We start from the raw sequence: 26,104 nt of genomic DNA, 5'->3' as shown, positions 1-26,104 counted from the left end.
CCGAAGAAACGCCGAAACCGCCGTCCGAGTGTCGTTACTCGTAGTGTGTCGGGGCCGCCGCCTCGACGGCCTCGCAGGCCAGCGCCTCGAAATCGGCCTGGTCGGGGACGACGTCGACCGAGATGCCGGCGTCCTCGGCCGTCTCCCGCGTCGGCCCGCCGATCGCGCCGACAGTCGCCTCGTTCAGCCCGTCGATAGCGGACTCGCGGACGCCGCGCTCCGCGGCCGCATCGAGGAAGTGCTCGACCGTGAGCGAGGAGGTAAACAGCGCCGCGTCGAGGTCCCCGCTGGCCGCCAGTGCAGCGGATTCGCCCGATCCCGGCGGCCGGACCAGCCGATACAGCACGGTTTCGTGGACGTACGCCCCGGCGTCCTCCAGCCCGTCAGTCAGCACCGCGGAGCCGTGGTCCGACCGGGCGACTTCGACTCGCGCGCCGGCCACCGCCCCAGACAGCGTTTCGACCAGTCCCGTCGAAGAGTACTCCGCGGGGATGATGTCGACGCCGTAGCCGGCCTCGTGGAGCGCCCCGGCGGTCGACTGGCCGATGGCACACACCGTCGCCTCGCCGGGGTCCCAGCCGGCTTCGGCGGCGAGTTCGACGCCGGTCTTGCTCGTCAGAACGACGTAGTCGGCGTCGGTGCGCGGCGTGACTCGGTCGTCGTCATCGCTTTCGTCACTGGCGCTTGGCATCGTTGCCGGTTCGACCGCCAGCATCGGGTCCGGGACCGGGTCGGCACCCAGCGACTCCAGCAGTTCGACCGCGTCGTCGAGGCGGTCGTCGGCCGGGCGGAAGGCGGCCACGCGAAGGCGGGGTTCCTCTCGCATCAGTACCCCCCCAGGAACTCCACCACCCGCTCGCGCTCGCCGGCTACCTCGCCGATAACAGTGATAGCAGGGGGTTCGATGCCGGCTTCGTCGCAGACCGAGACGATGGTGTCGAGCGTGCCGGTGGCGACCTGCTGGTCCGGCCAGGTCGCCCGTTCGATGAGCGCCACGGGCGTGTCGGGGTCCATCCCCGCCTCGCGCAGCGCCTCGGTGTACTGTGGCAGTTTGCCGACGCCCATCAGGACGACGAGCGTGCCGCCGGTCGCCGCGAGCGCGGCCCAGTCGACAGCGGATTCGTCCTTCGTGGGGTCCTCGTGGCCCGTGACGAAAGAGACAGAAGAGGTGTAATCGCGGTGCGTGACCGGAATCCCGGCGGCTTCGGGGCCGGCTATCGCGCTCGTGATACCCGGGACAACCTCGACCGGAATCCCGTTCTCCGCGAGATGGGCCAGTTCCTCGCCGCCGCGGCCAAACACCGTCGGGTCGCCGCCTTTCAGTCGGACGACGGTGTTGCCTTCTTCGGCAAGTTCGACCAGCCGGGCGTTGGTGTACTCCTGGGGCGTCCACTCGCCGCCGGCGCGTTTGCCCACGTCTTCGCGCTTTGCCTCGGGAATCATCCCGATGATTTCCGGGCCGGGGAGCTTGTCGTGGAGCACCACGTCGGCCTCCTCCAGCAGGCGCTTTGCCTTGACTGTCAGCAGGTCCGGGTCGCCGGGTCCGGAGCCGACCAGGTACACCTTGCCTGTGGTCATTCCTCGTCCTCCTCCCGCACCGTCGAGGCGTCGTCGTCGGCGCCTGTCGAGTCCCGCTTGGCCTCGGCAATGAGGTCGTCAGCGCCCTGTTCGGCGAGTTCCGCCGCGAGGTCCTGTGCCGCGTCGATGTGGTACTCGGCCGGGACATCGCGGCCGACCGAGACCTCCTCGGTGCCGTCCTGTGAGAGCACGCGCACCCGCGTGTGGACGACGCCGCCTTCCAAGTGGGCGTGGACGCCGATGGGCGCGACACAGCCGCCGCCCAGTTCTTCGAGAATCGTCCGCTCGACGGTCGTCTCGACACGCGTCTGGGGGTCGTCCAGCCGGTCTTTGATGTCCAGCGCGAGGTCGCCGTCGACGGCGGTCACCGCCAGCGCGCCCTGCCCCGGGGCCGGAACGAACCGGTCGGGGTCGAGGTCGGACATCCCGACGTAGCGCGTGAGCCCGGCCCGGTGGAGGCCCGCCTTCGCCAGCACGATGGCGTCGTACTCCACGTCCGGGTCCCGCTCCATCGCTCGACGCTCAAACTCGGTGAGGTCGTCGAACCACTCCTCGACCGTGCGGTCGTAGGGGTGTTCGTCCTCTTCGTCGGTGTCGGGGTCACCGGCGTTGCCCTTCCGCTCCTGTTCGGCCTCGTGGCGCTCCTGATGTTCCTGCTGGAGCGACGGGGCCAGCAGTTTCGCGATGCGCGTGTCGACGTTGCCCCGGAGCGGTTCCACGGTGAGGTCGTCGCGCTCGGCGAGCAACTGTGCCTTGCGTCGCAGGCTCGACGTACCGACAGTTGCACCCTCCGGCAGTTCTTCCAACGAGTGGCCGTCCGGCGTCACCAGTACGTCCTCGGCGGCGGCCCGCTCGGGGACCGCCGCGACGACGAGGCGTTCGGGCCGTTCGGTCGGCATGTCCTTCATGGAATGGACCGCCGCGTCGAGTTCGCCGTCGAGAACCTTCTCGTCGAGGCTGCGAACGAACGCGCCGGTTTTGCCCAGTCGGTGGATGAGTTCGTCCCGTATCTGGTCGCCCGTCGTCTCCACCTCGACGAGTTCGACCGACAGCCGGCGACTGCTCAGCGAATCCCGAACCGTCGCCGCCTGGCGCAACGCGAGGTCCGAGCCCCGCGTCGCCAGTTGCAGTGTCTCCCCGCGTGTTGTCATACCCGACACTCCTCGGTCAGCGCGTAAAAGCACACTTCTTCGTCGGTTCGCACGGCCCCGCCAGCGCTGCTCACCACGGCTCGTTTTTCAGCCCGAGCAGGTAGGCGATGCCGTTGGTGACGACGTGCAACACCGGCGTCGCGACGACGACGACGACCAGAACCGGGAGCGTGAACGTCTCGGCAAACCACGACGGCGCAGCCACGAGCGCACAGAGCAGCGCTCCGACGACGAAGTCCAGTTGGTCTAGCCCCGGGAACGCGGCCCCGCGCTCGCGGCCCGTCCGGCGTTTGAGGAAGGAGGCCCCGATGTCCCCGAGCATTGCGCCGAATGCGAGTCCGAGCCCCGCACGGAGCGGAAACGTCGGGAGGTCAGTCCCCAGTGCGGCGCTCACGCTGGGCGCGACCTGTGTCAGTCCGAGCGCGAGCAGCGTCCCGGCGGCGGTGCCGATGAGCGTCCCGCGCCAGGTCTTGCCGTCGCCCAGCACGCGCCGCCCGCCCCACGTTCGGCCGCCGTCTATCGGTCTGCCACCGCCGGCGAGTACCGCGGCGTTGTTCGGGATATACGCCGGCAACATCGCCCACAGCGCCCAGACGACCGTGTCGACCGTCTCCATATCCTCGCGGTCTGGTCCCGTCGTCTTAATCTGTGTGACTCGCTGCTGCAGTGATGGTTGCTTGCGTTGGTTCGGATGCGACGAGCCAGAAAGCCCCCGATCGGAGCCAGTCGGAGCTTTCTGGCTGTTGAGCACAGAGACGGCGACTCAGAGAGACGCTTCCACACCTGCGGCTAGCCACGTTTCTAAAAAAGATCGAGAACTGGCCTCAGAACGGCGCTTCGGGGCCTTCGTCTTCGTCGCCGCCGACGTCGCCGCCGCGGGATTCGCCGGGGAACGACGGGCTCATGCCGCCGCTGCCGCCGGACATTCCTTCCTGCTGTTCCATCCCGGTACGCGCGGTGACCTCGTTGATCTCCGGGATCTCCTTGACCATGCGCGTCTTGATGGCCTGGATGGTCATCGGCGAGATGCCACAGCCGGAACAGGCGCCGCCGAGGCGGATCGTGACGCTGCCTTCCTCGCGGTCGATCTCCTCGATGGCCGCGCTCCCGCCGTGCATCTGGATCTGGGGGAAGTTGCGGCGCAGGAAGTTCGTGATTCGCTCGCGCAGGTCGTTGGCGTCCTCTGTGTCAGTGCTCATAGTGAATTGTATTCCGTCCCGGGAGGGCTTAGACCTTTGGACTAACATCTATATGACGGGCGAGAAACCGCGACCCGCCGGCACCCGCCCGTAGTTACTCCGACCATACCTGAAGCTTCTACCGGCGGGGTGAGTAGCCCGTCGTATGACACCCTCCGCTGACGAACCGCGGCTGTTCGAGTGTGAGACCTGCGGCGGCGTCGGCATCGGCGACAACCGGCCGGAGTGCTGTGGCAAGCCGATGGCGGCGACCGAGACAGGGGAGACGGCGGTCAGCGAGCCGTCACTCGAAACCCTGCTGCAGACCGTCTTCGATATGTCCGGCACTGAGCTGGATGTCTGTCTCTGCGTGATGGAAGGCGGCGAACTGACCGTAACGGCGCTGGCCGAACAAATCGGCTACGACCGGAGCGTCGTCGCGCGGCATCTCAATCACCTCGCCGACCTCGGTGTCGTCGAGAAGCGCCGGCGAATCAGGCCGGAGGGCGGGCATGTGTACGTCTACACGCCACAGCCGCCCGAAGTAGTGCGTGAGCGGCTCCGCGGGGAGTTCCTGTCGTGGGTTCGGCTGGCGACTGCGCAGTTGGACGACCTGCAGCGCGAGAAGGTCGAGGCGATAGCCGACGCCAGAACCGACGAGCGACAGTGGACCGTGTTTCAGGAGCAGTAGCGGCGACCGCGACGGCTCAGGTACGGCCGATCTCAGATGCGGTCCGCGGTCACGGCGTAAACGACCGCGAGGACAGCGCCGTAGACGACGTGCCACAGCAGCGACGGCGGCGCGAAGTTCGGGAACGGCGGCGAGGCGGGCGAGCCGACCGCGCCGAGCCAGACTGGCATCAGGAGCGCGGCAAAGAGCGCCCAGGTGGCGACGCCCCAGCCGACGCCGAGTCCAAGCAGTTCCCCGGGCGATTCCAGACTGAGGAGCCGCGCTAGCCCGGCGAACAGCACGCCCATCACAGCCCCATGGGAGAGGTGGACGACGAGGCCGGCCGCCGGGCTCGGCGGCGGCGCGAGTCCGTACAGGGACGGGATTGCGACGGCGAGCGTCGCGGTGTTCATCACCAGTATCAGCGCCCCCATGACGGCGCTCCCGGCGATACCGCCGAGCACGCCGGCTTTCCAGTTGCCGGTACTGACGTCGTACGTCTGTGTCGTCTCTGTCGTCGTTGACATGCATGTGAACGGTCGCGCCGTCTAGCAAAAGAGCCGGCGTGGCTGTTCGACCTCGTGCCACGTCCCCGGAAGAACTATACACCGGCTCTCGGCAGCCATGGCCAGGCAGGCAGCTAACTTTCAAGCCGCGGCCGGACGGACGTGTGGTATGGCAGACTCCGACACAGTGATGGCTCGGTTCGAAACCCCCGACATCGACGACCTCCCCGAAGACCTGCAGGAACGCATCGAAGAGGAGACCGAACGCGCCGGCTTCACGCCGAACATCTTCCCGGCGATGGCCTATCGCCCCTCGCACTTCCGGGCCTTTTTCGCGTACCACGACGCGCTGGTCGAGGAGACGGCGCTGGAACGCGAGGAAGTCGAGCTGATAATCGTCGCCGTCAGCGGCGTCAACGACTGCCTCTACTGCATCGTCGCCCACGGTGCGCTGCTGCGGATCTACGCCGACGCGCCCAAACTCGCCGAGCAGGTCGCTGCGAACCACCGAACTGCGGACATCAACGAGACGCACAAGGCGATGCTCGATTTCGCGGTGAAGCTGACAGAATCGCCCGCCCGTATCGAGGACGCAGACCTCGAACGGCTGGAGGACCACGGCTACAGCCGCCGCGCTATCTGGGACATCGGCAGCGTCGCCGCCTTCTTCAATCTCTCGAACCGCCTCGCACAGCTCGCCGACATCCGCCCGAACGACGAGTTCTACGACCTGGGCCGCTGACTCGTGGGCCTACTGGCTACCCGACCTCACGCCGCCTCGGCCGGCCGCACCGCCCCAGCGCCACACTCCGGACAGGTCAGGTCCTCAACGGTCGCCACGCGTTGTGCGAACTCGGTCTCGCAGTCAGCACAGCGGAACCGGTAGTGCTGGTCCCCGGAACCGAACAGCTCGGAAACTGTGTCAATCACACCCATACTAGTACACTCAGCGTCGAAACCCCAAAATCTTCCGGCTGAGATATATTTTCGGCGGGGTTTGATACATATAGCATACATCACAGCGCGTATCTATACACCTAGTAGTTCTGGTCTTGCCTATCAGGGGCATCCACAGGTGTATGAACAAAACACTCTATCTGATGCAGAAGGACAGCGAAACCCGAATCGAAGTTGACGACGACGGCTACGACCGGATCATGGAGAACGGCAACGTCGTCGGCCACCACATGAGCAACCCCATCGTCAAGCTGACGTAAGTTGCCCGACGGAGCGAACTGGCTGACGCGCAACATCCGGGAGTTTTTGCCGCTGGCTGTTAAACTGGTGTCCAATGAGTGACGCCGACGGCGGTCCGAAACAGGTCTCGGACCCGGCCTACCACAGTGAGAACCACACGGCCGCCCAGACCTGCGGCTGGACGAAAAACGCCCTTCGCGGTGAGGGGAAGTGTTACAAGTACATGTTCTACGGTATCGAGTCCCACCGCTGCATCCAGATGACGCCGGTCGTGAAATGCAACGAGCGGTGCGTGTTCTGCTGGCGCGACCACGCCGGCCACGCCTACGAACTCGGCGACGTGGAGTGGGACGACCCCGCGGCGGTCGCCGACGCCTCCGTGGAACTCCAGCGGAAGTTGTTGTCGGGCTTCGGCGGCAACGACGAGGTACCGCGCGAGGTGTTCGACCAGGCGATGGAGCCGCGCCACGTCGCCATCTCGCTGGACGGCGAACCGACGCTCTACCCGCATCTGCCGGAACTCATCGAAGAGTTCCACGACCGCGACATCACTACGTTCCTCGTCTCCAACGGGACCAACACGGAGATGCTAGAGCGGTGTGACCCGACCCAGCTATACGTCTCCGTCGACGCCGCCGACCGCGGGACGTTTGATTCGACGGTACAGGCGATGGACGACGACGCCTGGGACTCGCTCATCGACACGCTGGACGTCCTGGCCGAGAAAGACGACACCCGCACCGTCATCCGGACGACGCTGGTCAAAGGCCACAACATGCACCACCCCGAGTGGTACGCGGCGATGTGTGACCGGGCCGATGCGGACTTCGTCGAGATGAAGGCATACATGCACGTCGGCCACTCGCGGGGCCGCCTCGACCGGGACTCCATGCCCGACCACAGCGAGGTCCGGGAGTTCACCCGAGAGATGGGCGAGTACCTCCCCGACCACGACGTGCTGAAGGAGGTCGAGGACTCCCGCGTGGCGATGCTCGCCGAGGACGAGAACACATGGGTTCCGAAACTGGAGAAGTCAAGCGAGTTCTGGGAGCAGGACTCGCTCGTTGAATACTAACGGTATCGTGCGACGAGGAACCACCATCACAGCGGTGTGATAGGGTCGAACGTGTTAGGCAGCGGCTTGAATTGTATCCAGTAGAAACGGTAAGACGCGCTTCTGCTACCAACCCCGTACCAGTTTTTCTCCGTTCCAAAAGTGGAATGCATTCCACCTTCGGTATGCTTATCCGGCGGGAATCCCTACTGCAGTGCATGGCTGAATCAACGGGACAGGGCGTCGGTCGGGACGAACTGGCGACGCTGAAACTGCTCGCCCTCGACGGTGCGCTCGACGAGTCGGCAAAGGTGTCCTGTGCCGATCTCGCGGAACGACTGGACGCCTCGAACCAGACCGCCTCGCGGCGGCTCCAGCGGCTCGAAGACGCCGGGCTGCTGGCCCGAGACATCGTCAGTGACGGACAGGAGGTCGAACTGACCGGGGACGGCGAGCGACGCCTCCAGTCCGAGTACGCCGACTACCGGCGCATCTTCGAATCCGACGCCAGCGTCGACCTGACCGGCGTGGTCACCTCGGGGATGGGAGAGGGGCGGCACTACATCACGCTGCCGGGCTACATGGAACAGTTCATCGAACGGCTGGGGTACGAGCCGTTCGCGGGCACGCTCAACCTCGAACTCACGGCCGAGAGCGTCCGCAAGCGGGCGCGGATGAGCGCCATCGAACCGGTCACCATCGAGGGCTGGGAGGACGACGAGCGGACGTACGGCCCCGCGTACTGCTACCCCGCCTCGATAGAGGGCAGCGACGGCGAGTACGAGCCGGCCCACGTCATCGCGCCCGAGCGGACCCACCACGGCGAGGAGCAACTCGAAGTGATTGCGCCCGAAAAGCTCCGCGAGGTGCTGGAGCTGGACGATGGTGACGAGGTGATCGTCCATGTCTCGGAGTGAGGAAACCGCCGTCGACGCCGACAGCGTGGCCGACGCCGTCGCCGCCTTCGCCCGCGGCGAGCCGGTGCTGATCCACGACGCCGCCGACCGCGAAGGCGAGACCGACCTCGTCTATCCGGCCGGTGCCGTCAGCCCCGACGCCGTCGCCCGGATGCGAAACGACGCCGGCGGGCTCGTCTGTGTCGCCCTCTCTGACCGCGTCGCCGAGGCGCTGGAACTGCCGTTCATGCAGGAGGTCCTCGACCATCCGACGGCGGCCGACCACGACCTCGCGTACGACGAGCGCTCCTCGTTCTCGCTGACGGTGAACCACCGCGACACGTTCACCGGGATCACCGACGACGACCGCTCGCTGACGATTCGGGAACTGGCCGCCGTCGCGGCGGACCCGGCCCCGGACGCGTTCAGCGATGCCTTCCGGTCACCGGGTCACGTCCACCTTCTCCGTGCGGCCCCGGACGGCCTGGCCGACCGCGAAGGGCACACCGAACTCGCGCTCGCGCTCGCGGCCGCGGCCGACCAGCCCGAGGCCGCCGTCGTCTGTGAGATGCTGGACGACGAGACCGGCGCGGCGTTACCCCCGGCGGCGGCACGGGCCTACGCCGACCGCGAGGGCCTCGTGTACGTCGAAGGGGCCAGTCTGCTAGAGCGGTTCGACTGAACCAGCGCCTGTCAGGGGCGTCAACGCAGTACCGCGTCGGTTCGGTGGCGAACTCTCCTCGGACCGTCAACACTCTTAACCACGGGAATCAATGGGGTAGATATGACACACGACGAGACAGCAGGAGGCATCACCCGCGGGCATCGCGACTGTCAACTCACCGGAGGGGTCGTGCGATGAGTGACCGTCCAGAGATGTTCGAGGGGACCGACCGCATCTGGATGGACGGCGAGTTCGTCGACTTCGAGGACGCTCAGACCCACGTCCTCACGCACGCGCTGCACTACGGGACCGGCGTTTTCGAGGGCGTTCGCTGTTACGACACCGAACAGGGGCCGGCCATCTTCCGCTGGGAAGAACACCTCGACCGCCTGTACAAGTCGGCAAAGCCCTACGACCTCGACATCGAGTTCAGCAAGGACGAACTCACCGAGGCGACGACGGAACTCATCGAAACGGAAGGGTTCGAGTCGTGTTACATCCGCCCCATCGTTTACTACGGCTTCGATTCGCTCGGCGTGAGCCCGAAGGACTGCCCGACGAAGACCACCATCGCCGCGTGGCCGTGGGGCGCGTATCTGGGCGAGGAAGCGCTGGAAGAGGGCGTCGACGTGATGGTGTCGTCCTGGCGCAAGCACGCCTCCAGCCAGATTCCGACCAACATCAAGACGACGGGGCTGTACGTCAACAGCATGCTCGCCGGCGAGGAGGCCCGCCGGAACGGCTACACCGAAGCTATCGTCCTGAACAAGGAAGGCAACGTCGCCGAAGGGCCGGGCGAGAACATCTTCATGGTCCGGGACGGAGAAATCTACACGCCCGGACTGGCCGAGAGCATCCTCGAAGGCATCACCCGCAACACCGCAATCACGCTCGCCGAGGAGATGGGCTACACCGTCCACGAGGAAGCGACCATCTCCCGCGGTGAGCTATACACCGCTGACGAGCTGTTCTTTACCGGCACGGCGGCGGAGGTCACGCCCATCCGAAGCGTCGACGACAACGAGATCGGCGAAGGGACGAAGGGGCCGGTCACCGACGAACTCCAGTCGGCCTTCTTCGACGTCATCGAGAGCGGCGACCGCGAAGAGTGGTTCCACTACGTCTGAGCGGGAACTGAACCGCGCGGCTAGTCGTCCGCGAGGTCTTCCTCGTCGGCGACCGGAATCGGCGTGGCGGTACTCCGGTCCGTGTCGCCGAACCCGGCGCTGAGAATCCGTGTCAGCGCCTCTTCGACGCGCTCGTCGATTTCCTCGTAGCGGTGTGGTTCGACCTCGACGACGTAGCCGGTCGTGATGTTCGGCGCTGTCGGCAGGAAAAGCACCTCGCGGCCGTCCTCGGTCGTCTGTCCCGTTTTGAACGCGGTCATCCGCATCCCGTCCCACACTTCGATTTTCACCGGTGCCTGAAGTTCTTCGGTTCCACCGACAGCCGTCTCGACCGCCATCTTCGAGGCGTTGTACACCACCCGGAGCCCGGGGACGTGGTTCATCGCGTCGTCGATGGCCCGTTCGACGATGTCGCCGAAGGCCGTCCGCATCAGATAGCCGATGGAGAACACGATGAGGATGAAGATAATCAGCGTCGTGAACACCCGTGCGAGTTCGACAGACGACGTTCCCGAGGGGAGTCCGAGCGTCGCTAGCAGTTCGCCGTCAATCGCCGGGATGACCGCCGCGGACGCGAGGATAGAGTAGAGATAGATGATAACGTAAACCGTCACCAGCAGCGGCAACAGGATAATAAGGCCGCTCGCGAAATCGCGCTTCCACGACGTTGAGGAGGCCATACAGGTACGTATCGGGCGCGGAATATGAGCCCTTTCCTTTGGTGCGTGTCCGTGCTGCCGGTCTCACAGTTGTCCGGTGAGAGAGTGCGAGGGGATAGCCAGTTACCGAGGGGGAGCCACCTAGCCAGTTACCGAGGGGGAGCCACCGGGCTACCACTCCGCGACGCTGCCGTCGTCGTGTCGCCAGACGGGGTTGTGCCAGTCGACGTCCTGCTGGGACTGCTCCCGGAGGAACGCCTCGTCGATGTCGATTCCCAGGCCAGGGTCGGTGGGCACCGTAACGAACCCGTCCTCGTAGTCGAACACCGACGGGTCAGCCAGGTAGTCCAGCACGTCGGTGGTCTCGTTGTAGTGGATGTCGATGCTCTGCTCCTGAATGAGAGCGTTGGGCGAGCAGGCGTCGACCTGGACACAGGACGCCAGGGCGACCGGGCCGAGCGGGCAGTGGGGTGCCATCGCCACGTCGTAGGCCTCGGCCATCGACGCGATCTTGTACACCTCGGTGATGCCGCCGGCGTGGGAGAGGTCCGGCTGGATCACGTCGACGGCACCGTCCTCGAACACCTCCTTGTAGTCCCAACGGGAGTACATCCGCTCGCCGGTCGCGATGGGGATGTCAGTGTGGGCCGCGAGCGCCGGCAGCGCGTCATTGTGTTCGGGCAACACCGGTTCCTCGATGAACATCGGTTCGTAGGGCTCCATCGCCGAGGCGAGCCGTTTGACCATCGGCTTCGTCACCCGGCCGTGGAAGTCGACGCCGATGTCGACCTCTGGACCGACAGCCTCCCTGACCTCTCGGAGTCGCGTCGCGGCGGCCTCGACCGTGGCCGGGTTGTCGACGCGCTCGATTTCGGGCGTCGCGTTCATCTTCAGCGCCGTGAATCCGGCATCGACCTGCTCCCGGGCGGCGCTGGCCACGTCTGAGGGCTCGTCGCCGCCGATCCACTGGTACACTCGAATCCGGTCCCGGGCCTGGCCGCCAAGGAGCTGGTGGACGGGTGCGCCGAGTTGCTTCCCTTTGATGTCCCACAGCGCCTGGTCGATGCCGGCGATGGCCGACATCAGGACCGGCCCGCCGCGGTAGAAGCCGCCCCGGTACATCGCCTGCCAGTGGTCCTGGATGTTCTCGGGGTTCTCCCCAATGAGATAGCTGTCGAGCAGTTCCTCGACGCCCGCACGCACGGTGTGGGCCCGGCCCTCGACGACGGGTTCGCCCCAGCCGACGGTGCCGTCGGCCGTCTCCAGACGCAGGAAGAGCCACCGGGGCGGCACCTCGAACAGTTCGTAGTCGACGATGCGGTTCCCGCCCGCGTCGTCGGCTGTCATACCAGTGGCCTCCTCGCTGTAGTACACGAAGCAGTCCCGCTGGGAGCACTACGCGGCGCATCGAGCCGTGCTCCGTCGGTCTGTGGAGTCATGTGAGACACACATAGGAGACGTGTATATAGTCGTTGTGTGATTCCAGAACAGCCACGAGCCGCTGCTTTCGGCGTCAGCGGATAACGCAGGCCGACATCTATCGTGCCGGGACCGTCGCGCCACAGCTGTTATTGCTCGCGGTGTCGCTCCCACGTACGGACGAGCCCGGCAAGCGTCTCGTTCACGGGGACCGACCTGGTCGCGGTGTCGGCGACGTACCCGTTGATAGCGGCGATCTCCGTTTGGCGGCCGTCCGAGATGTCCTGGTACATCGACGAGTGGTTGGCGGCGGTGTCGCCGACGACACGTTCGACGAGCGATACTGCACGCTCGTCCGAGAGGTCGATCCCCTGCTCGCGGGCGACGGCGGCCGTCTCACGGGCGGCGTCCACGGCGATGGCGTCGGCCGGCGAGTCGGCCAGCGCGCCGTTCGCCACGCGGGCGAGCGCGGTCACAGCGTTGATACCGGCGTTGACCGCGAGTTTCTCCCAGAGACGGGTCGGCATGTCCACTGCGACGGTCGTCTCGATGCCGGCCGCACGGAACGCCGCCCCGACCTCGTCGGCGACCGCGGACCGGCCGCCGTTGCGGTCCCCCAGCACGATTTCGCCGCGGCCGGTGAAGGCGACGGTGCCCGGTTCCCGGAGCCGCGCACCGTAGGAACATGTCCCCGCCAGCACCGGACAGTCGAGTTCGGCGGCTAACCGCTCCTCGTTGCCCATCCCGTTCTGGAGCGAGAGGCAAGCGTCGAGGGTGCAGTCCGCGAGGTCCGTCGCAACGGCGGCGGTGTCGTAGGCCTTGACCGTCACCAGCGCGAGGTCGGCACGCTGCGGAATCGTCGTCTGTGCGCCCGGCCGGACCCGGAACTCCTCGGTTCCCACTACCGACAGACCGTTCTCGCTAACGCTGCCGACGTGTGGCTCGCGGCCCACGAGCGTCACGTCGTGTTCGCGGGCGAGCAAGCCACCGACGAGGCTGCCGAGGCTTCCGGCCCCGACGACGACGATATCCATACCGACGAGCAGGGACGGCCGGGACAAAAACCTACCACCGGCGCGCCGGAATCAGCACGCACTTTGCCGCGAGCGACGAACGAGCGGCCATGGGCGACTCCGACGACGCCGAGGCGGTAGTTCGGGCTATCGACGAAATCGGCATCGACCGGCTGACCGAGACAATCGTCACGGCGTGGGAGGGTATCGGCGGCGGCGTCGAACCGGGGCCGACCTGGCCTGAAGACGAAACCATACGTCGGTTCGAACTGACCGAGCCCGACGAAGCGGTCGGGCTAGACGTACTCGCGGCGGTGCTGGACGCGTCACCGCGGTCCCCCGAAAAGGCCTTTGTCCACCTCGGTGTCGGCCGGCGAGACACTCCCCAGCGCGAGCGGTTCGCTGTCGAGACATTCGCGGGCCACACCGACGTTTCAGCTACCGACACCCACACGACCGGAGCGGTGCCGGTGACGGCAGAAACGTTCGACGCGCTGGCGCGGGTCTACGGGGGGACACTGGTGTACGTAGTCATCGGTGATGCGGACGGGCACGCAATTCTCGAACTCGACTGGACGACGCTGCGGTTCTCGCTCCCGTCGTCGGCCGTTGAGACCGTGCGGGAGTCAGTCGGACCGGCCGTCGCCGAGCGATTCGAGCAGGCGTAAGCGGCCTGTCACGCGGGCGTCGCCTCAATCCTCCTGCCAGTAGTAGATATCCTCTTTTGGCGCGTTGCAGGACGGGCATTCGTCGGGGATGTCCTCTATCTGGCCCATCTCGCCGCATTCCCAGCAGCGCCACATCAGTTCGGCCTCGCCCGCGGCCCCGGCGCTGAGATGCTCGCTCGACAGCGACTCGATGCCGTCCTCGACCGTGACGTAGAAGCCGTGTTCGTCGAACCCGCGAATTGTGCCAAGTGCGTCCCCGTCCTCGTCGTACACCGTCTGTCCGAACGAGTACTCTTCACTTTCGATGTTCGTGGTCATGTCAGCCATACATAGAACTAGTCGTGCCGATATATGTTAAATGCTAGCGTGGATCTGTGCATGATTAGCGAGCCGAATCGGGGCCAGCGAACCCGCCTGTCGGCGAACGGCACTCGCGTCGCTACCGCGAGAAGAGGCTATTGTGGACCGGTGCGAAGTCACTCTCCTGTGAGTCCTCGACCACCGAATCGGTGACGGCCTTGCCCGCGACGCCGTCGTCGAGGAAGTCCGCGAGCGGCGGCCCGACGTTGTCCGGTTCGACGAGGAACGCGTCGTGGCCGTGGTCGGAGTCGATGACGTGGTGGGCGACGTTCGCGTCGGCTTCCCGGAGCGAGTCGGCCAGCGCCTCCGCCTGCTGGGTGGTGAAGTGCCAGTCGGCGGTGAAAGACATCACCAGCGCGTCGCCGTCGAACGCCGCCAGCGCGTCCGCGTCGGACTCGAACCCAGCGGCGAGGTCGTAGTTGTCCATCGCCCGCGTCAGGTAGAGATAGCTGTTGGCGTCGAAGCGCTCGGTGAACTTCTCGGCGTTGTAGTCGAGATACGACTCCACGTCGCGGTACGGGAAGAACGCGCCCGCGGCATCGGTGGGGAACGTGCGGACGGCGTCCCGGCCAGCGGCGCGGCGGCCGAAGCGGCGCTCCATCGACGCCTTCGAGAGGTACATCACATGGCCCAGTTGGCGGGCCAGCGCCAGCCCGTCGTTCGGTGGGTCCTGGTCCTCGCCGTAGTAGTGGCCCTGGTTCCAGTTCGGGTCGGTCGTGATGGCCCGGCGGGCGATGGCGTCGAACGAGAGGCACTGCGTGTCCAGTCGCGCGGCCGCGGCGATGGGGACGATGCGGTCGACGTGGTCCGGGTGACGCTTGGCCCACTCGATGACGTTCATGCCGCCGACGCTGCCGCCGACGACCGCGTGGAGGTGCGGAATCCCGAGTTCGTCAAGCAGCGCGCGCTGGGCCTCAGTCCAGTCCGTGACAGTGACCGGCGGGAAGTCGGTGCCGTAGGGCTCGCCCGTCTCCGGGTTCTCGCTTTTCGGCCCCGTCGACCCGTAGCACGAGCCGGGCACGTTCGCACAGACGACGTAGTACTCCGTGGTGTCGATGGCCTTGCCAGGTCCGACGATGTCGTCCCACCAGGCGCGGGCCTGGTCGGCGCTGTCGACCCGGTCGCGGCCTGCGACGTGGGCGCTGCCGGTCAGGGCGTGACAGACCAGCACCGCGTTGTCGCCGTCGAACTCGCCGTAGGCCTCGTAGGTGATTTCGAGGTCCGGAATCGTCTCGCCGCAGTCGAACTCGAACTCGCCCAGCGAGACAGTGTTGTGTTCGACGTTCATGTGACTCGTTCGATGGCGTCGTCGATGTCCCCGATGATGTCTTCCGGGTCCTCGATGCCGACGCTGAACCGGAGGAGGTCCGGCGTCACGCCGCTGGCGCGCTGTTCCGCCTCGCTGAGTTGGGCGTGGGTGGTCGAGGCCGGGTGGATGACCAGCGTCTTCGCGTCGCCGATGTTGGCGAGGAACTGCGCGAGGTCCGTCTCCTCGCAGAACCGTCGGCCGGCGTCGTAGCCGGCTTCCAGCCCGAAGGTGACGATACCGCCGAACCCACCCGAGAGGTACTGCTGTGCCAGGTCGTGGGTCTCGTGGCTCTCCAGCCCGGGATAGGTGACCCAGGCGACCTCGGGGTGGTCGTCGAGGTGCTGTGCGACGGTCATCGCGTTCTCGCAGTGGCGTTCCATCCGCAGGGAGAGGGTCTCAGCACCCTGGAGCGTCGCCCAGGCGTCGAAGGGCTTCTGGCCGTCGCCCAGCGAGCGGAGGGCGCGCTGGCGGGCGGCGACCGAAAAGGCGCGGTCGCCGAAGGCCTCGGCGAAGTTCTTGCCGAAGGCCTCGTTCTCGCCGCCCAGTTCCGGGAACTTCTCGGGGTACTCGTCCCAGGGGAACGAGCCGCCGTCGACGAGGACGCCGCCGACAGTTGTGCCGGAGCCGTGAATCCACTTCGTCGTCGACTCCCAGAGGAGGTCCACGCCGTGATCGAGCGGGTTACAGAGCGCCGGTGTCCCGAACGTGTTGTCGACGAAGACGGGGACGCCGTGGTCGTGCGCCACCTCGGCGATGTCTTCCATCGGCGGGACCACGAGCGAGGGGTTCCCGATGGTCTCGAAGTGGACGTAGGCCGTGTCCTCGTCGATGGCCGCGGCGTAGGCGTCCGGGTCGAGCGTGTCGACGAACCGCGTCTCGATGCCCCGCCGACTGGCGGCCTTCGAGAAGTACGAGTGCGTGCCGCCGTAGATGGAGGAGGCCGTCACGATGTTGTCGCCGTTGGCCGCGAGGACGAACGTCCCGGCGTCGAGCGCGGCCATCCCCGACCCCGTCGCGACGGCGTCGACGGCGTTTTCGAGCGACGCAATGCGGTTTTCGAGCATCCTGACAGTGGGGTTGTCGAACCGCGAGTAGACGTTGCCGTCGTCATCCAGAGCGTACCGGTCGGCCGCGGTGTCGGCGTCCTCGAAGACGTACGACGAGGTCTGATAGATGGGCGGCGCGCGTGCCCCCGTCGCCGGGTCCGGCTCCTCCTGGCCGGCGTGGACACAGCGCGTCCCGAATCCGTAGTCGGTAGTCATGTGCAGTATGCATATATCTCTAGCTATCTATAACTCAGAGTTACGGCAATACTCTCTTATTGTGATAGGGTAGCACGGTATCAGTCCGCCGACCTGTGGACCCGAGGGAGAGGGTATTTGTCGGTGGCTGTCTACACGCCGGTATGGACCACGACACTGCCGGACGAACCAGCCGACAGATTCTCGACGCCGTCGGCAGTGCCGTTATCGCTGACGACCACTTCCTCGAAACCGTCATGACCGGGATTCTCGCCCGGGGGCACGTCCTGCTGGAAGACGTGCCGGGCACGGGGAAGACGCTCACCGCCCAGTCGTTCGCGACGGCGCTTGACCTCTCTTTCAAACGGGTGCAGTTCACGCCGGACCTGCTGCCGTCCGACATCACCGGCTCGAACGTGTTCAACGAGGCCACCGGCGAGTTCGACTTCCAGCCCGGTCCCGTCTTCGCCAACGTCGTGCTGGCCGACGAGATCAACCGCGCACCGCCCAAGACGCAGGCCGCGCTGCTGGAAGCGATGGGCGAGAAGCAAGTGACCGTCGACGGCGTGACCCACGACCTGCCCGAGCCGTTCTTCGTCATCGCCACGCAGAACCCCGTCGAGCAGGAGGGGACCTTCGGCCTGCCAGAGGCCCAGCGGGACCGCTTCATCGTCAAGACGTCGATGGGCTACCCCGACTTCGGCGGCGAACGCGAACTCATCGACCGGCGGGCCGACCGGACGGCACAGGCCCCGAGCGTCACCAGCGTCATCGACGGCGAGCGCCTGCCGGCGCTCCAGCGGACAGTCGAATCGGTCACCGTCGACGGCACGCTCCGGGACTACGTCGTCGAACTCGGCCGCGCCACCCGCGAGGACGACCGCGTGGACGTCGGCGTCTCCCCGCGTGGTATTCAGCGGCTGTTCGAGGCGACTCGCGCCGCCGCGGTTCTGGACGGCCGCGACTACGCCGTTCCCGACGACGTGAAGAGCGTCGTCGAGGAAGCGTTCGCTCACCGACTCGTCCTGACCGCCGACGCGGGCGTTCGCGGGGTCGACCCGGCGACCGTCGTCGATGATGTGCTGGACCGCGTCGAGGTGCCTGCAGTCAGCCCCGGCCGCTGAGACGGGGGGCCGTCAGTCGGTTCCGGATTACCGCCCCAGCAACGGCTCCGCCTCGACCCACAGTCGCTCGAAGCGGGCCTCGAACGCCGCCGCGACCTCCGAATCGGTGATCCCGACCACGCCGAGCCTGTCGGCGGGCGAGAGCGGGTCCGGAACGTCGACCGTCACCGCCGCGGCGTCGATCACGTCGAAGGAGACCCCGACCGTCGGCACCGCCCGGACCGCCGCGTTGCGGTCGGCGAGCAGGTCGGGGAAAGACTCGGGAAGCACGTCGAGTACCGCCTCACTACAGAGCAGGTCGACCCGCACGTCCTCGCCCACACCGTCGAGGAACGCGTCGACCTCGGTCTGGAGCGTCTCCCACGACGCGCGCTCGTACGGCGGACCGACGGTCGCCCGGACGTGCTCTCGGGCGGTCCTGACGTGCCGGTTCATCGCCGCCCGCATCTCCTCGCTTCCGAGCGATCCGAGCCAGAAACTGCTGTCGACGGGCGGCGCGGGCAGGAGGTCCGCCCTGACGGACGCGGCGACGGACCGGTACCGATCGAACTCCGACGCCAGTTCGCGGGTCCGCTCCGAGAGCAGCCTGTCGACAACCGTCTCCGGGTCGACGGGGGTGTACCGCGTCGGGTCAGTCGACTGGGTCCGGACTATCCCGCGGGCTTCGAGGCCGTTGAGCACGTCGTAGATCCGCCCCCGAGGGACGCCGCTCGCGTCGGAGAGGTCGCTCGCGGACACCGCACCGGTCACCAGCAGCGTCCGATACGCCGTCTCCTCGTAGTTCGAGAGCCCGAGTTCGGCCAGTTCGGTCATCGTCGGGTGGTCGAGCGGCCGGTACAAAGGTCCACAGGACCGGACTCGACGCGGGTGCGGCCGGCGCGAGGAGCGCCCCCGACGTGGATTCCCTGCCACCGGAAGCGCCGCCAGGGCCGCCGAGCGGCCGAAACACACCGAAAGTGGCGGGGCGTTTCAGTACGTTCATCCCACCGCCGGCCGGCGTTCTCACTATGAATCCGTACGTGTTGCTCGGAGCGGCAATCGCCTCGGAACTGCTCGGAACGACCGCGCTCAAGCTCTCGGAGGGGTTCTCGAAGCCCGTTCCCAGCCTCGGCGTCGTTCTCGGCTACGGCGCGGCGTTCTACCTCGTCTCGCTGACCCTGGAGGAGCTCCCCATCGGCGTCGTCTACGGGACGTGGGCCGCCCTGGGTATCGTCGGTGTCGCGGCCATCGGAACCGTCGTGTTCGACGAACCGGTCGACCCCGTCGGCGTCGTCGGGATCGCGCTCATCGTCGCCGGCGTGTACTGCCTCAACGTCCTGTCCTCGATGGCCGCCCACTGACTCATAGGATTGGCGGCGAAACCCATCGCTTTCGCCGAGGAAGTCGATGCCCGACATCCGCTCGGACTGAGAACGACACCGACCGGCTACGCTACACCCACTCAGCTCCGCTCGAACTCCCGTTCCCGCTCGTCCCGAGTCGCGTCCTCGGCGTCCTCCAGCGTCTCCGTCTCCAGCAGCCGCTCCAGTTTCCGCTCGAACTGCTCGTCGGTCAGTTCGCCCTCGGCGTAGCGGCAGCGCAGGCGCTCCAGCGGTGTTTCGTCGCCAGTATCGCTCGACGGCGCTGGGTCCGCTTCCTCGATATCTTCCGCCTCCTCGTCCGCATCGCCGTACAGCAGTTCGGTCAGCGGAACGACCACGACGTAGCCGACGAGCAGCGCCACGAGCCACCACTCCTGCCCGGTGAGGAGAGCAACGAGCCAGAACCCGGTGACCGCCAGAGAGGTGAGTTCCGTCACGTTGTCTCTGGCTCGCTCCAGCGGGGACCGGTCGGTCATGCTACTTGCTTGTCACCACACCACAATGGATTGTTCGGTGCGCCCTACCGTATCGCGGCCACGAGTGCCAGCACGGCGACGAGACAGACCACGAGACCAGCCACGGCGACCGACGGCTCGACAGCGATAGAACCCCGGGCGACGCCGGCCAGACCCAGCGTCACCGCCGCGCCGACGCCGCCGACCGCGACGGTTCCGCCGGTGTGGACGAGTTCGGTGCGGCGCGTCGCGGCCCCGGTGCCGACCTCGTGTCCCAGCGTCGTCCCGAAGGAACCGGCGTCCCAGACGACGACCGCACCGACCAGCCCCGCGAGCACCAGCCACGCCGAGGTGTCAAGCGTCGCCGCGAACGCGCTCGCACCGAACAGGCCGGCCGCGGCGAGCGTGACGCCGGCCGTCCGCTCACGCAGATAATTCGTCGCCAGCGCCAGCCACAGCTGTCCAACTGCGCCGACGACGGTAAACAGCGCCACGACGGCCAGTGACAGCGTGACGGTCTCGGGGCCGTACACGTCCAGTATCGGAACGAAGAACTGTTCGGCGGCCGCCGCGGCCGGCGTCGCCCGGAGCGCCGTTTCGATGGCATCGACTGCCGGCCCCGCGACCCCCACCGCGGCGAGCGTGATGACGCCGCCGCCGACGTACGGTGCGAGAACGGTCCCGACGCGGTCGGCCGAACTCTGGACCGTCCGCCGGAGGAACCAGACAGCCACCGAGACGGCCGTCCCAGTGAGGAACAGCCACCAGAGGAGCCCGCGGAGGCCCGGCGCGGCCGTAACTGTGACGAGCAGGTCGTACAGCCCGACAGGGAGCAGTTCGGCCATGGGTTCCTGACCGAGGCCCAGTTCGAACAGGCCGGCGACCGGTGCGACCAGCAAGGCGAGCCGGCCCGTCCACCGGAGCGTTCGCTCGACGGCGGCGACGGCCCTGTCGACGTCGGGCGCGTCGCTCGTCTCCGGGACGAGTTCGGCAAGCGGCAAGGCGTCGAGGCCGCGGGCCAGCGCCGCGGCGGCGAGGGCGAGCAGCAGGCTGAAGATAGCGATGTGCGTCCGCCCGGGAACCGGGTCGAAAATCGGTTCCAGCACCCGAGTGAGCAGTTCGCCGGTCAGTTGCTGGACGCCCGGCGTCCCAGTGTTGGACTGCAGGAAGTCGACGGCACCTCGCGTGAACAGCACGAGGGCAACAGCGAACGGAACGGCGGTCGTCCGCACGACGAGGCCGCCGTAGGCCCCAACCCGCTCAGTGTCGACGACGCCGCGGGTGGCCGCGGTCGCACCGAAGACGGCGGTCAGGCAGCCGAGGACGACGACCACCTGCGACAGCAGTGTGACGACCGCCGGTCGGACGCCAGTCTGCGAGGTGACGGGAAACAGTTCGGCGCCGAGCGAGGCGACCGTGCCGCCGGTGGCGACCATGAGCCCGACGGCGACCGGCAGCGCGAGGGCGCTGGCCAGAGCCGTCCCGACCGCCTGCCAGCGGTCCCAGCCGCTCAGCCACAGCGACAGCGCCAGCAAGACGCCGGTGGCCACGCCGACGAGCGCGGCCCGGTCGGCGGAGACGGTTCCCAGCAGTCCCGCGACCAGCAGCGCCGTCACGCCGACGACGGTTGCGAGGCTGGTCCAGGGCATCCGGGTCGGGAGCGAGATTGTATCGTCCATGATTACACGCTGAACAGGTCCGCGAGCGAGGCACGGAGCGCCACGTCGATGGGGCTGTCGAGGTCCCAGTCGATGACGGTCGCGCCGGATAGTTCAGCCCGCTGTAGGCGGGCGGTGCGTTCGGTGCCAGCGACGGCTGCACCGAGCGAGTCCCCGCGGGCCAGCGACGGACTGACCAGGGTCGTCGGGTAGTCACGGACCGCAAGTGACGATACCAGCGAGACGGGCCAGTCGTCGGCGGCCGGCGAGAACACGACCACCTGCGCGGTCGGCGGGAGCCGAGCGAGCACGGCGAGCAGGTCCGAGTCCTCGATTGTGCCGCCATCAGCTGTCGTCACCTTCACATCTCCGCCCTGGGACTGCTCTGAGGACTCGTCCTCGGACACATCAGCGACATCGGCCGCGTCGGTATCCGACTGCCGGGCCGCAGCGCGGCCAACGCTATCGAATATCTGTCTCGCGTGGGCGGCCGCGTGGCCGCCCGAGGCGTCGACCCACGCCAGTCCATCGGGACCGAGCCCGCCGGGGACATCCTCCGGGGCCAGTCCGACGGCACAGACGCTCGCGACGACGCTGGTCCGGGAGAGGGCATCGAACAGGCGCTCGGCGGCGTAGGCCGACAGTTCGGCTCCGGTCGGGAACCCGGGCTCCGGTGTCACGCGGGCCGGCGGCCGCGCGTCGACGACCAGCACCGTCCTGACAGCCTGTTCTTCCCGGTAGTCGATGGTCGTCAGCTCGTCGGTCTTGGCGTAGCGCCGCCAGTCGATGCGGTTGACCGGGTCACCGGGCTGGTAGCTCCGCGTGGAGTGGAACTCGAGGCCGCTCCCGCCGGAGTCGGTCGGAAGCGTCCCCGCCCGCGGGAGCGTGGCGTCGGCCATCGGCACTTCGGAGACGGTGTTCGAGCACGTCAGCGTCCCGTCGCCGGCGACGGGCAGGTCGACGGTCACCTCGTCGCTGGCCGACAGCGTCCGCACCCGCACCGCGGCGGCGCCGAACGTGTAGGTCCCGCGCTTGGCCATCACGGCGTACGACAGCGTGGCGCTCTCGTTTGGCCGCAGTGACGTACAGAGCCGCGGCGACCCCTCGACGACAGCCAGTTCCTCGGGCACGCCGTCGATGACCCGCACGTCGGTCAGCGAACTGCTGCCCGTATTGGTCACGGTGAGTTCGACCTCGACCGGTTCGCCGGGCGTCGGCTGGGCGTCGGAGACGGACCGTGCCGCCTGCAAGTCGGTTCCCGCCGGCATCCTCGACAACGCGCCGTAGGCGACGTAGATGAGGGGGATTGCGGTCGCCGCGAGCAACAGCGGCTCGGCGGTCAAAAGCGAGACGCTGACGAGAAACAGCGCCGCCGCGAGGCCGCCGCTCCAGCGCCGCACGCGGCGATGCATCGTCAGCGCTCACCCCCCGACATCCGCTCGATGGCGTCGACCGTCCGGCGGATGCGGCGGCGGCGCTCGCTCTCCGGGTCGAGCCACAGCCGGAGCCGGGCCAGCAACGACTGAGACTCTGTCGGGGAAAGGAGTGCCGCCGCGACGGCGTCGTCGGTCCACGTCCCTGCGCGTACTGCCTGGTGGGCGGACGCCTGCGAGACACTGCTGCCGACAGCGTAGGCCGTCGTCGCCGCCGCGGCGAGTCGCTCGGTGACCGTGTCCATCGCCTCGTCGTCGCCCGCAACCGCGTCGTCGATGGCCGCGTCGATGTCGGCGGCGAACAGCCGACTCCCCGTGGCCGTCACGTCTTCCGGCGGGGTGTCGATAGCCACGTCGAAGGCGGTCGCCGAGCCACCGCCGAAGAGCCCACCGAGCCAGCCGGCAAGAACCGCACAGAGCCCAACGGTCAGGCTCCCGGCGAGGAGGGCGGTCGTCGGGGCAACACTGCCGAACACGGCGACCAGGGACTCGCCGGCGGCCGTCGGCGCAACAATGAGGGCGGCCGCGACGGCGGTCGCCAGCAGCCCCACAGTCCCGAAGACGACCGTTCGCAAGCGCATCAGGGCCGCCCCTCCGTCGCGTCGTCAGTGTCGTCGGTCGCGCTGGACTGCTGCCCGGCGGCCGCCTCGATAGTCCGAATCGCGTCCTCGACGGCCGCGACGTGCTCCTGTGGGTCTCGCTGACCGTACTCGACCGCCCGGAACGCGTCCCGGACCGTCCGAACCGCGGCCGGCGGAAGGCCGTCCCGTTCGATGGCGTGGGTCGCGATTTCACCGGGCGTCCGCATCCAGTACCGACGGAGCGAGACGTGGGTCAGAAAACGCGTCCACGCCTCGCGGATGGTGACGCGGGCCGCGGGCGTTCCGTCGTCCCCGTTCGAGTCAGTGGTGGAGACGGCCGCCACCGCATCGCTGGCTGCCTCTTCGGCCGCTGAAAGGCGTTCGTTGACCCACACTCGCAACGCGTCGAGCAATGCCGAAGGGGACCGGCGGCCGGCGAGCAGGTCCCGGAGCGCCGTGACAGTGCGTTCGAGTCGCGTTCGGAGGCGGCCCAGCAGGTCATCGGCCATCACCGCGATGCCGACGAGCACCCCGACTGCGAGTTCGCGTGCGGCCCGAACCCAGTCCCATACCGTCCCCGGCGTGACGTTTCGCCGACGAGCACCGATGACCGTCCCAGCGACGAGAACACCGAGAGCGAGCACGACGCCCGCGGCGTTGACGAGCAAGCCACCGACCGTCGTCGTGGCCGTCTGGCCGTACTTCGAAACGGAAATTTCGGCGCTGGCCGCGAACGGCAGCCCGACCGTCGCCTGACCGGCCGCACCGGTCCGTGCTGTCGGCTCTCCGCCGACGGCAACTGTCGCGTTCGTGACCGGGTCCCCGCCCATCGTCGCGTTCACCGTCTGGCCAGCGACGGGCAAGGCCAGCGGGAGCGACGGCGACGTTGCCACGGAGAGCCGTTCGAGCGCGACAGTCGTGTTGCCGCTGACAGCGTCCCGCTCGACGGCAATCGAGGCGTTGCCCGGTTCGGTCGGGAGCGTGAGCGTTGCCCGCCCCCGCCGGTCCGTCGTCGCCTCCTGCTCGCCGTCGAGCAGCACATCGCCGTCCCGCACCGGGACGCCGTCGACGGTCGCAGTGACAGTCACCTCGCCACCGGTGACCCGCTCGCCGGTGATGCTCACCGATGCACTCGTGTTCAGTTCGTAGCTCGCGTTCGTCGACTGCTGGGCCTGCGGGCCGGCGACAGCAAACGCGCGAGTGCTGTCCCGCGGGACCGACGGGGCGACGAGTGCGTCCTCGTCGTCAGGTGCATCGACGCTAATCGTCAGTTCGTCTTCGTAGGGGACCGTCCCGGAAACGGTGCCGTCCGGCCCCGTCGTTCCGACCGGCTCACCGTTGAACGAGACAGTCGCGCCCTCGACCGGCGCGCCGTCGCGAGTCACCGTCGCGGCCACCGCCGCGCCCGGCGTCGCCGTCCGGTTGAGTTCGATGACGAACTCGCCGGACTGGGAGACCGTCTCGCCGTCGCCCGAGTCGCCGGTTTCGTCGCTGTCACCGGTCCCGTCTGCACCTGTCTCGGTGCCCTCGGTTTCGTCACCGCCAGACTCCTCTCCAGCCCCGTCAGTCGGGGCTTCGGTCTGTGGCTCGTCCGCTGGCGTCCCGACGGCGAACTCTTCGTCGGGGCTCCCGGACTCCGCGGCGCTGTACTCCTGGCTGCTGTTTTGCATCGCCTGCTGCTCGGATTCCAGACGCTCCTGGCCAGGCGTCGGGTCGAACTGCACCCAGCCAACGCCCTCGAAGTACACCTCGACCCACGCGTGGGCGTTCATCCCGCGAACGGTGTACTGGTTCTGACCGGTCCGCTCGCCGGTCGAGTAGCCGACGACATAGCGCGCCGGGATGTCCTGGCTGCGCAACATTACGACCATCGAGGTGGCGAAGTACTCACAGTACCCCTCGTCCATCTGGAAGATGAACTCCGAGGCCACGTCGTCTTCGGGCGGCTGGCTGACGTTTAGCGAGTAGTTCTTGTTCGCCTCCAGCCACCCCTCGATGGTCGCCGCCGTCTCGTAGGGCGAGTCGCTGTCCTCGGTCAGCCGGTCGGTGAACGGCCCCACCTGCGCCGAGGTCGACGCCGGCACGCCCGTGTAGCGCGATTCTATGGCGTCAGGGTAATCGCGGCCACTCGTCCGCAGCACTTCCGGGTCGTCGGGGGGCGTCACGCTAGTCGCGCTGTATGTCGTTCCGGCGGGCAGCGGCCGCTCGGACGCGACCGCGCCGTACTCGGTGACCATTACGTCGTCGCGCGAGACGGATTTCGGCCGCCAGACGGTCGGCAGCGACGTGGCGGACTTGGCCAGTCGCACTTCGTAGTCGACTGTCGTGTCGGCCATCCCGTCGACCGCCATCGCCCCCTCGTAAGCCTGCGGGTCCGCGCGTCCGTCCCACCCTGTGCCGGTGTAGGTTTCGTACGCGCCGGTCCGCCAGTACGCCGGTTCCGAACTCGTGACGGTGAAATGCGGCTCCGTGTCCTGTGACTGGTACGGGCTGTCGCCGCTGTCGAGCGAGCCGCCAACATCAGTCTGGCTTCCCGGGTTCAGCGCGCCGAGTTGCCCCCCGCTGCCACCGGTCGAGGTTCCCCCAGCCTCCCCGAACGGGTTCTCTTGGGGGAGAGGAATAATGGACTCCATCGGGCTCTGTGTCCCACCAGGGGCCAGAATCGGGAGGGTCGCCGTCGCCAGCACCACGGCGACGACACAGACGGCAGTGAGCAGGACCCGGAGGTAGTCCCGGTCTGCCGATACGTCGTCGAACGGCGAGTCGTCGGAGCCCACGTCGGATTACCGTATCGTCCCGTCG

29 protein-coding genes are annotated in these 26,104 nt (G+C 67.6%); 10 read left to right on the top strand and 19 right to left on the bottom strand.

Annotated features, from left to right (window positions below):
* Positions 1 to 34 precede the first annotated feature (34 nt).
* From VI340_RS00515 to VI340_RS00495, 5 genes are all read right to left on the bottom strand, one after another.
* Complete coding sequence (locus tag VI340_RS00515) at positions 35 to 826, bottom strand: uroporphyrinogen-III synthase (protein ID WP_336357553.1); 792 nt, start codon at positions 824 to 826, stop codon at positions 35 to 37.
* Positions 826 to 1,578 carry a uroporphyrinogen-III C-methyltransferase gene (cobA, locus tag VI340_RS00510; protein WP_336357552.1) on the bottom strand — a complete coding sequence of 251 codons (753 nt, stop codon included), beginning with the start codon at positions 1,576 to 1,578 and terminating at the stop codon, positions 826 to 828. The genes VI340_RS00515 and cobA overlap by 1 nt, the downstream gene beginning before the upstream one ends.
* Entirely contained in the window at positions 1,575 to 2,729 is a 1,155-nt protein-coding gene (gene hemC / locus VI340_RS00505) for a hydroxymethylbilane synthase (RefSeq protein WP_008311240.1), read from the bottom strand. Before hemC ends, cobA begins: the two co-directional genes overlap by 4 nt.
* Positions 2,730 to 2,799: 70 nt before the next feature.
* A complete protein-coding gene (locus VI340_RS00500; RefSeq protein ID WP_008311242.1) occupies positions 2,800 to 3,345 on the bottom strand; it encodes a CDP-2,3-bis-(O-geranylgeranyl)-sn-glycerol synthase in 546 nt (181 codons plus the stop codon).
* A 208-nt stretch (positions 3,346 to 3,553) separates the two neighbouring features.
* A complete protein-coding gene (locus tag VI340_RS00495; RefSeq protein ID WP_008311244.1) occupies positions 3,554 to 3,928 on the bottom strand; it encodes a NifU family protein in 375 nt (124 codons plus the stop codon).
* A gap of 145 nt (positions 3,929 to 4,073) precedes the next feature.
* Here VI340_RS00495 and VI340_RS00490 point away from each other — a divergent pair, with 145 nt between their 5' ends.
* Entirely contained in the window at positions 4,074 to 4,598 is a 525-nt protein-coding gene (locus tag VI340_RS00490; RefSeq protein ID WP_008311246.1) for a helix-turn-helix domain-containing protein, read from the top strand.
* A 32-nt stretch (positions 4,599 to 4,630) separates the two neighbouring features.
* Here the strand turns inward: VI340_RS00490 and VI340_RS00485 are convergent, their stop codons facing one another.
* Positions 4,631 to 5,104: a DUF6789 family protein gene (locus VI340_RS00485; protein WP_008311249.1), complete on the bottom strand. Its 474-nt coding sequence runs from the start codon at positions 5,102 to 5,104 to the stop codon at positions 4,631 to 4,633.
* A 148-nt stretch (positions 5,105 to 5,252) separates the two neighbouring features.
* Here VI340_RS00485 and VI340_RS00480 point away from each other — a divergent pair, with 148 nt between their 5' ends.
* Positions 5,253 to 5,825: a peroxidase-related enzyme gene (locus VI340_RS00480; protein ID WP_008311251.1), complete on the top strand. Its 573-nt coding sequence runs from the start codon at positions 5,253 to 5,255 to the stop codon at positions 5,823 to 5,825.
* Positions 5,826 to 5,851: 26 nt separating this feature from the next.
* Here VI340_RS00480 and VI340_RS00475 read toward each other — a convergent pair whose 3' ends face one another.
* Positions 5,852 to 6,019, bottom strand: a complete 168-nt coding sequence (locus VI340_RS00475; RefSeq protein WP_336330351.1) for an FmdB family zinc ribbon protein — start codon at positions 6,017 to 6,019, stop codon at positions 5,852 to 5,854.
* 143 nt (positions 6,020 to 6,162) lie between these two features.
* Between VI340_RS00475 and VI340_RS00470 the strand changes: the two genes are divergently transcribed.
* From VI340_RS00470 to VI340_RS00450, 5 genes are all read left to right on the top strand, one after another.
* Positions 6,163 to 6,300 carry a hypothetical protein gene (locus VI340_RS00470; protein ID WP_004964745.1) on the top strand — a complete coding sequence of 46 codons (138 nt, stop codon included), beginning with the start codon at positions 6,163 to 6,165 and terminating at the stop codon, positions 6,298 to 6,300.
* A gap of 74 nt (positions 6,301 to 6,374) precedes the next feature.
* The gene (gene twy1 / locus VI340_RS00465; protein WP_336357551.1) at positions 6,375 to 7,355 is read left to right on the top strand and encodes a 4-demethylwyosine synthase TYW1; all 981 of its coding nucleotides are present in this window, start codon (positions 6,375 to 6,377) and stop codon (positions 7,353 to 7,355) included.
* Between the two features lie 197 nt (positions 7,356 to 7,552).
* Positions 7,553 to 8,251 (top strand): DUF120 domain-containing protein, encoded by a 699-nt coding sequence (locus tag VI340_RS00460; RefSeq protein WP_336357550.1) that lies wholly within the window; start codon positions 7,553 to 7,555, stop codon positions 8,249 to 8,251.
* Positions 8,238 to 8,912: a 3,4-dihydroxy-2-butanone-4-phosphate synthase gene (gene ribB / locus VI340_RS00455; RefSeq protein WP_014039325.1), complete on the top strand. Its 675-nt coding sequence runs from the start codon at positions 8,238 to 8,240 to the stop codon at positions 8,910 to 8,912. The genes VI340_RS00460 and ribB overlap by 14 nt, the downstream gene beginning before the upstream one ends.
* Before the next feature lie 176 nt (positions 8,913 to 9,088).
* Positions 9,089 to 10,021, top strand: a complete 933-nt coding sequence (locus VI340_RS00450; RefSeq protein ID WP_004964767.1) for a branched-chain amino acid transaminase — start codon at positions 9,089 to 9,091, stop codon at positions 10,019 to 10,021.
* Positions 10,022 to 10,041: 20 nt separating this feature from the next.
* Here the strand turns inward: VI340_RS00450 and VI340_RS00445 are convergent, their stop codons facing one another.
* From VI340_RS00445 to VI340_RS00435, 3 genes are all read right to left on the bottom strand, one after another.
* On the bottom strand, positions 10,042 to 10,701 hold the full coding sequence (locus tag VI340_RS00445; protein WP_008311266.1) for a DUF502 domain-containing protein: 660 nt from the start codon (positions 10,699 to 10,701) through the stop codon (positions 10,042 to 10,044).
* A 150-nt stretch (positions 10,702 to 10,851) separates the two neighbouring features.
* Positions 10,852 to 12,027 (bottom strand): galactonate dehydratase, encoded by a 1,176-nt coding sequence (gene dgoD, locus VI340_RS00440; RefSeq protein WP_336357549.1) that lies wholly within the window; start codon positions 12,025 to 12,027, stop codon positions 10,852 to 10,854.
* Between the two features lie 221 nt (positions 12,028 to 12,248).
* Entirely contained in the window at positions 12,249 to 13,133 is an 885-nt protein-coding gene (locus VI340_RS00435) for a ketopantoate reductase family protein (protein WP_336357548.1), read from the bottom strand.
* A gap of 89 nt (positions 13,134 to 13,222) precedes the next feature.
* Between VI340_RS00435 and VI340_RS00430 the strand changes: the two genes are divergently transcribed.
* Positions 13,223 to 13,780: a hypothetical protein gene (locus VI340_RS00430; RefSeq protein WP_336357547.1), complete on the top strand. Its 558-nt coding sequence runs from the start codon at positions 13,223 to 13,225 to the stop codon at positions 13,778 to 13,780.
* A gap of 24 nt (positions 13,781 to 13,804) precedes the next feature.
* On the opposite strand, the gene VI340_RS00425 is transcribed toward VI340_RS00430, so the two are convergent.
* The 3 genes from VI340_RS00425 to VI340_RS00415 form a co-directional block, all read right to left on the bottom strand.
* Positions 13,805 to 14,107: a DUF7130 family rubredoxin-like protein gene (locus tag VI340_RS00425; RefSeq protein WP_008311270.1), complete on the bottom strand. Its 303-nt coding sequence runs from the start codon at positions 14,105 to 14,107 to the stop codon at positions 13,805 to 13,807.
* Positions 14,108 to 14,219: 112 nt separating this feature from the next.
* Positions 14,220 to 15,428, bottom strand: coding sequence for a homoserine O-acetyltransferase MetX (gene metX / locus VI340_RS00420; protein WP_336357546.1), 1,209 nt, complete (start codon positions 15,426 to 15,428; stop codon positions 14,220 to 14,222).
* On the bottom strand, positions 15,425 to 16,711 hold the full coding sequence (locus tag VI340_RS00415; protein WP_336357545.1) for an O-acetylhomoserine aminocarboxypropyltransferase/cysteine synthase family protein: 1,287 nt from the start codon (positions 16,709 to 16,711) through the stop codon (positions 15,425 to 15,427). The genes metX and VI340_RS00415 overlap by 4 nt, the downstream gene beginning before the upstream one ends.
* A gap of 143 nt (positions 16,712 to 16,854) precedes the next feature.
* Here VI340_RS00415 and VI340_RS00410 point away from each other — a divergent pair, with 143 nt between their 5' ends.
* Positions 16,855 to 17,814, top strand: a complete 960-nt coding sequence (locus VI340_RS00410; protein ID WP_008311274.1) for an AAA family ATPase — start codon at positions 16,855 to 16,857, stop codon at positions 17,812 to 17,814.
* 27 nt (positions 17,815 to 17,841) lie between these two features.
* On the opposite strand, the gene VI340_RS00405 is transcribed toward VI340_RS00410, so the two are convergent.
* Positions 17,842 to 18,627 carry a TrmB family transcriptional regulator gene (locus VI340_RS00405; protein ID WP_049942978.1) on the bottom strand — a complete coding sequence of 262 codons (786 nt, stop codon included), beginning with the start codon at positions 18,625 to 18,627 and terminating at the stop codon, positions 17,842 to 17,844.
* 194 nt (positions 18,628 to 18,821) lie between these two features.
* Here VI340_RS00405 and VI340_RS00400 point away from each other — a divergent pair, with 194 nt between their 5' ends.
* Positions 18,822 to 19,154: a DMT family transporter gene (locus tag VI340_RS00400; RefSeq protein WP_049942979.1), complete on the top strand. Its 333-nt coding sequence runs from the start codon at positions 18,822 to 18,824 to the stop codon at positions 19,152 to 19,154.
* A 101-nt stretch (positions 19,155 to 19,255) separates the two neighbouring features.
* On the opposite strand, the gene VI340_RS00395 is transcribed toward VI340_RS00400, so the two are convergent.
* The 5 genes from VI340_RS00395 to VI340_RS00375 are packed head-to-tail and all read right to left on the bottom strand — an operon-like array spanning position 19,256 to position 26,079.
* The gene (locus tag VI340_RS00395) at positions 19,256 to 19,651 is read right to left on the bottom strand and encodes an SHOCT domain-containing protein (RefSeq protein ID WP_008311278.1); all 396 of its coding nucleotides are present in this window, start codon (positions 19,649 to 19,651) and stop codon (positions 19,256 to 19,258) included.
* Positions 19,652 to 19,695: 44 nt separating this feature from the next.
* Positions 19,696 to 21,309 carry a DUF7519 family protein gene (locus tag VI340_RS00390; protein ID WP_008311281.1) on the bottom strand — a complete coding sequence of 538 codons (1,614 nt, stop codon included), beginning with the start codon at positions 21,307 to 21,309 and terminating at the stop codon, positions 19,696 to 19,698.
* Positions 21,310 to 21,311: 2 nt separating this feature from the next.
* Entirely contained in the window at positions 21,312 to 22,700 is a 1,389-nt protein-coding gene (locus tag VI340_RS00385) for a DUF58 domain-containing protein (protein ID WP_008311283.1), read from the bottom strand.
* A gap of 2 nt (positions 22,701 to 22,702) precedes the next feature.
* Positions 22,703 to 23,302 (bottom strand): DUF7269 family protein, encoded by a 600-nt coding sequence (locus VI340_RS00380; RefSeq protein WP_008311284.1) that lies wholly within the window; start codon positions 23,300 to 23,302, stop codon positions 22,703 to 22,705.
* On the bottom strand, positions 23,302 to 26,079 hold the full coding sequence (locus tag VI340_RS00375) for a transglutaminaseTgpA domain-containing protein (protein WP_336357544.1): 2,778 nt from the start codon (positions 26,077 to 26,079) through the stop codon (positions 23,302 to 23,304). Before VI340_RS00375 ends, VI340_RS00380 begins: the two co-directional genes overlap by 1 nt.
* Positions 26,080 to 26,104: the final 25 nt, after the last annotated feature.

Source organism: Haloarcula sp. CGMCC 1.6347, assembly GCF_037078395.1.
GTDB lineage: Archaea > Halobacteriota > Halobacteria > Halobacteriales > Haloarculaceae > Haloarcula > Haloarcula amylolytica.
Note: the sequence above shows the minus strand (reverse complement) of the source record. Positions and strands in the feature narration are given on the sequence as shown.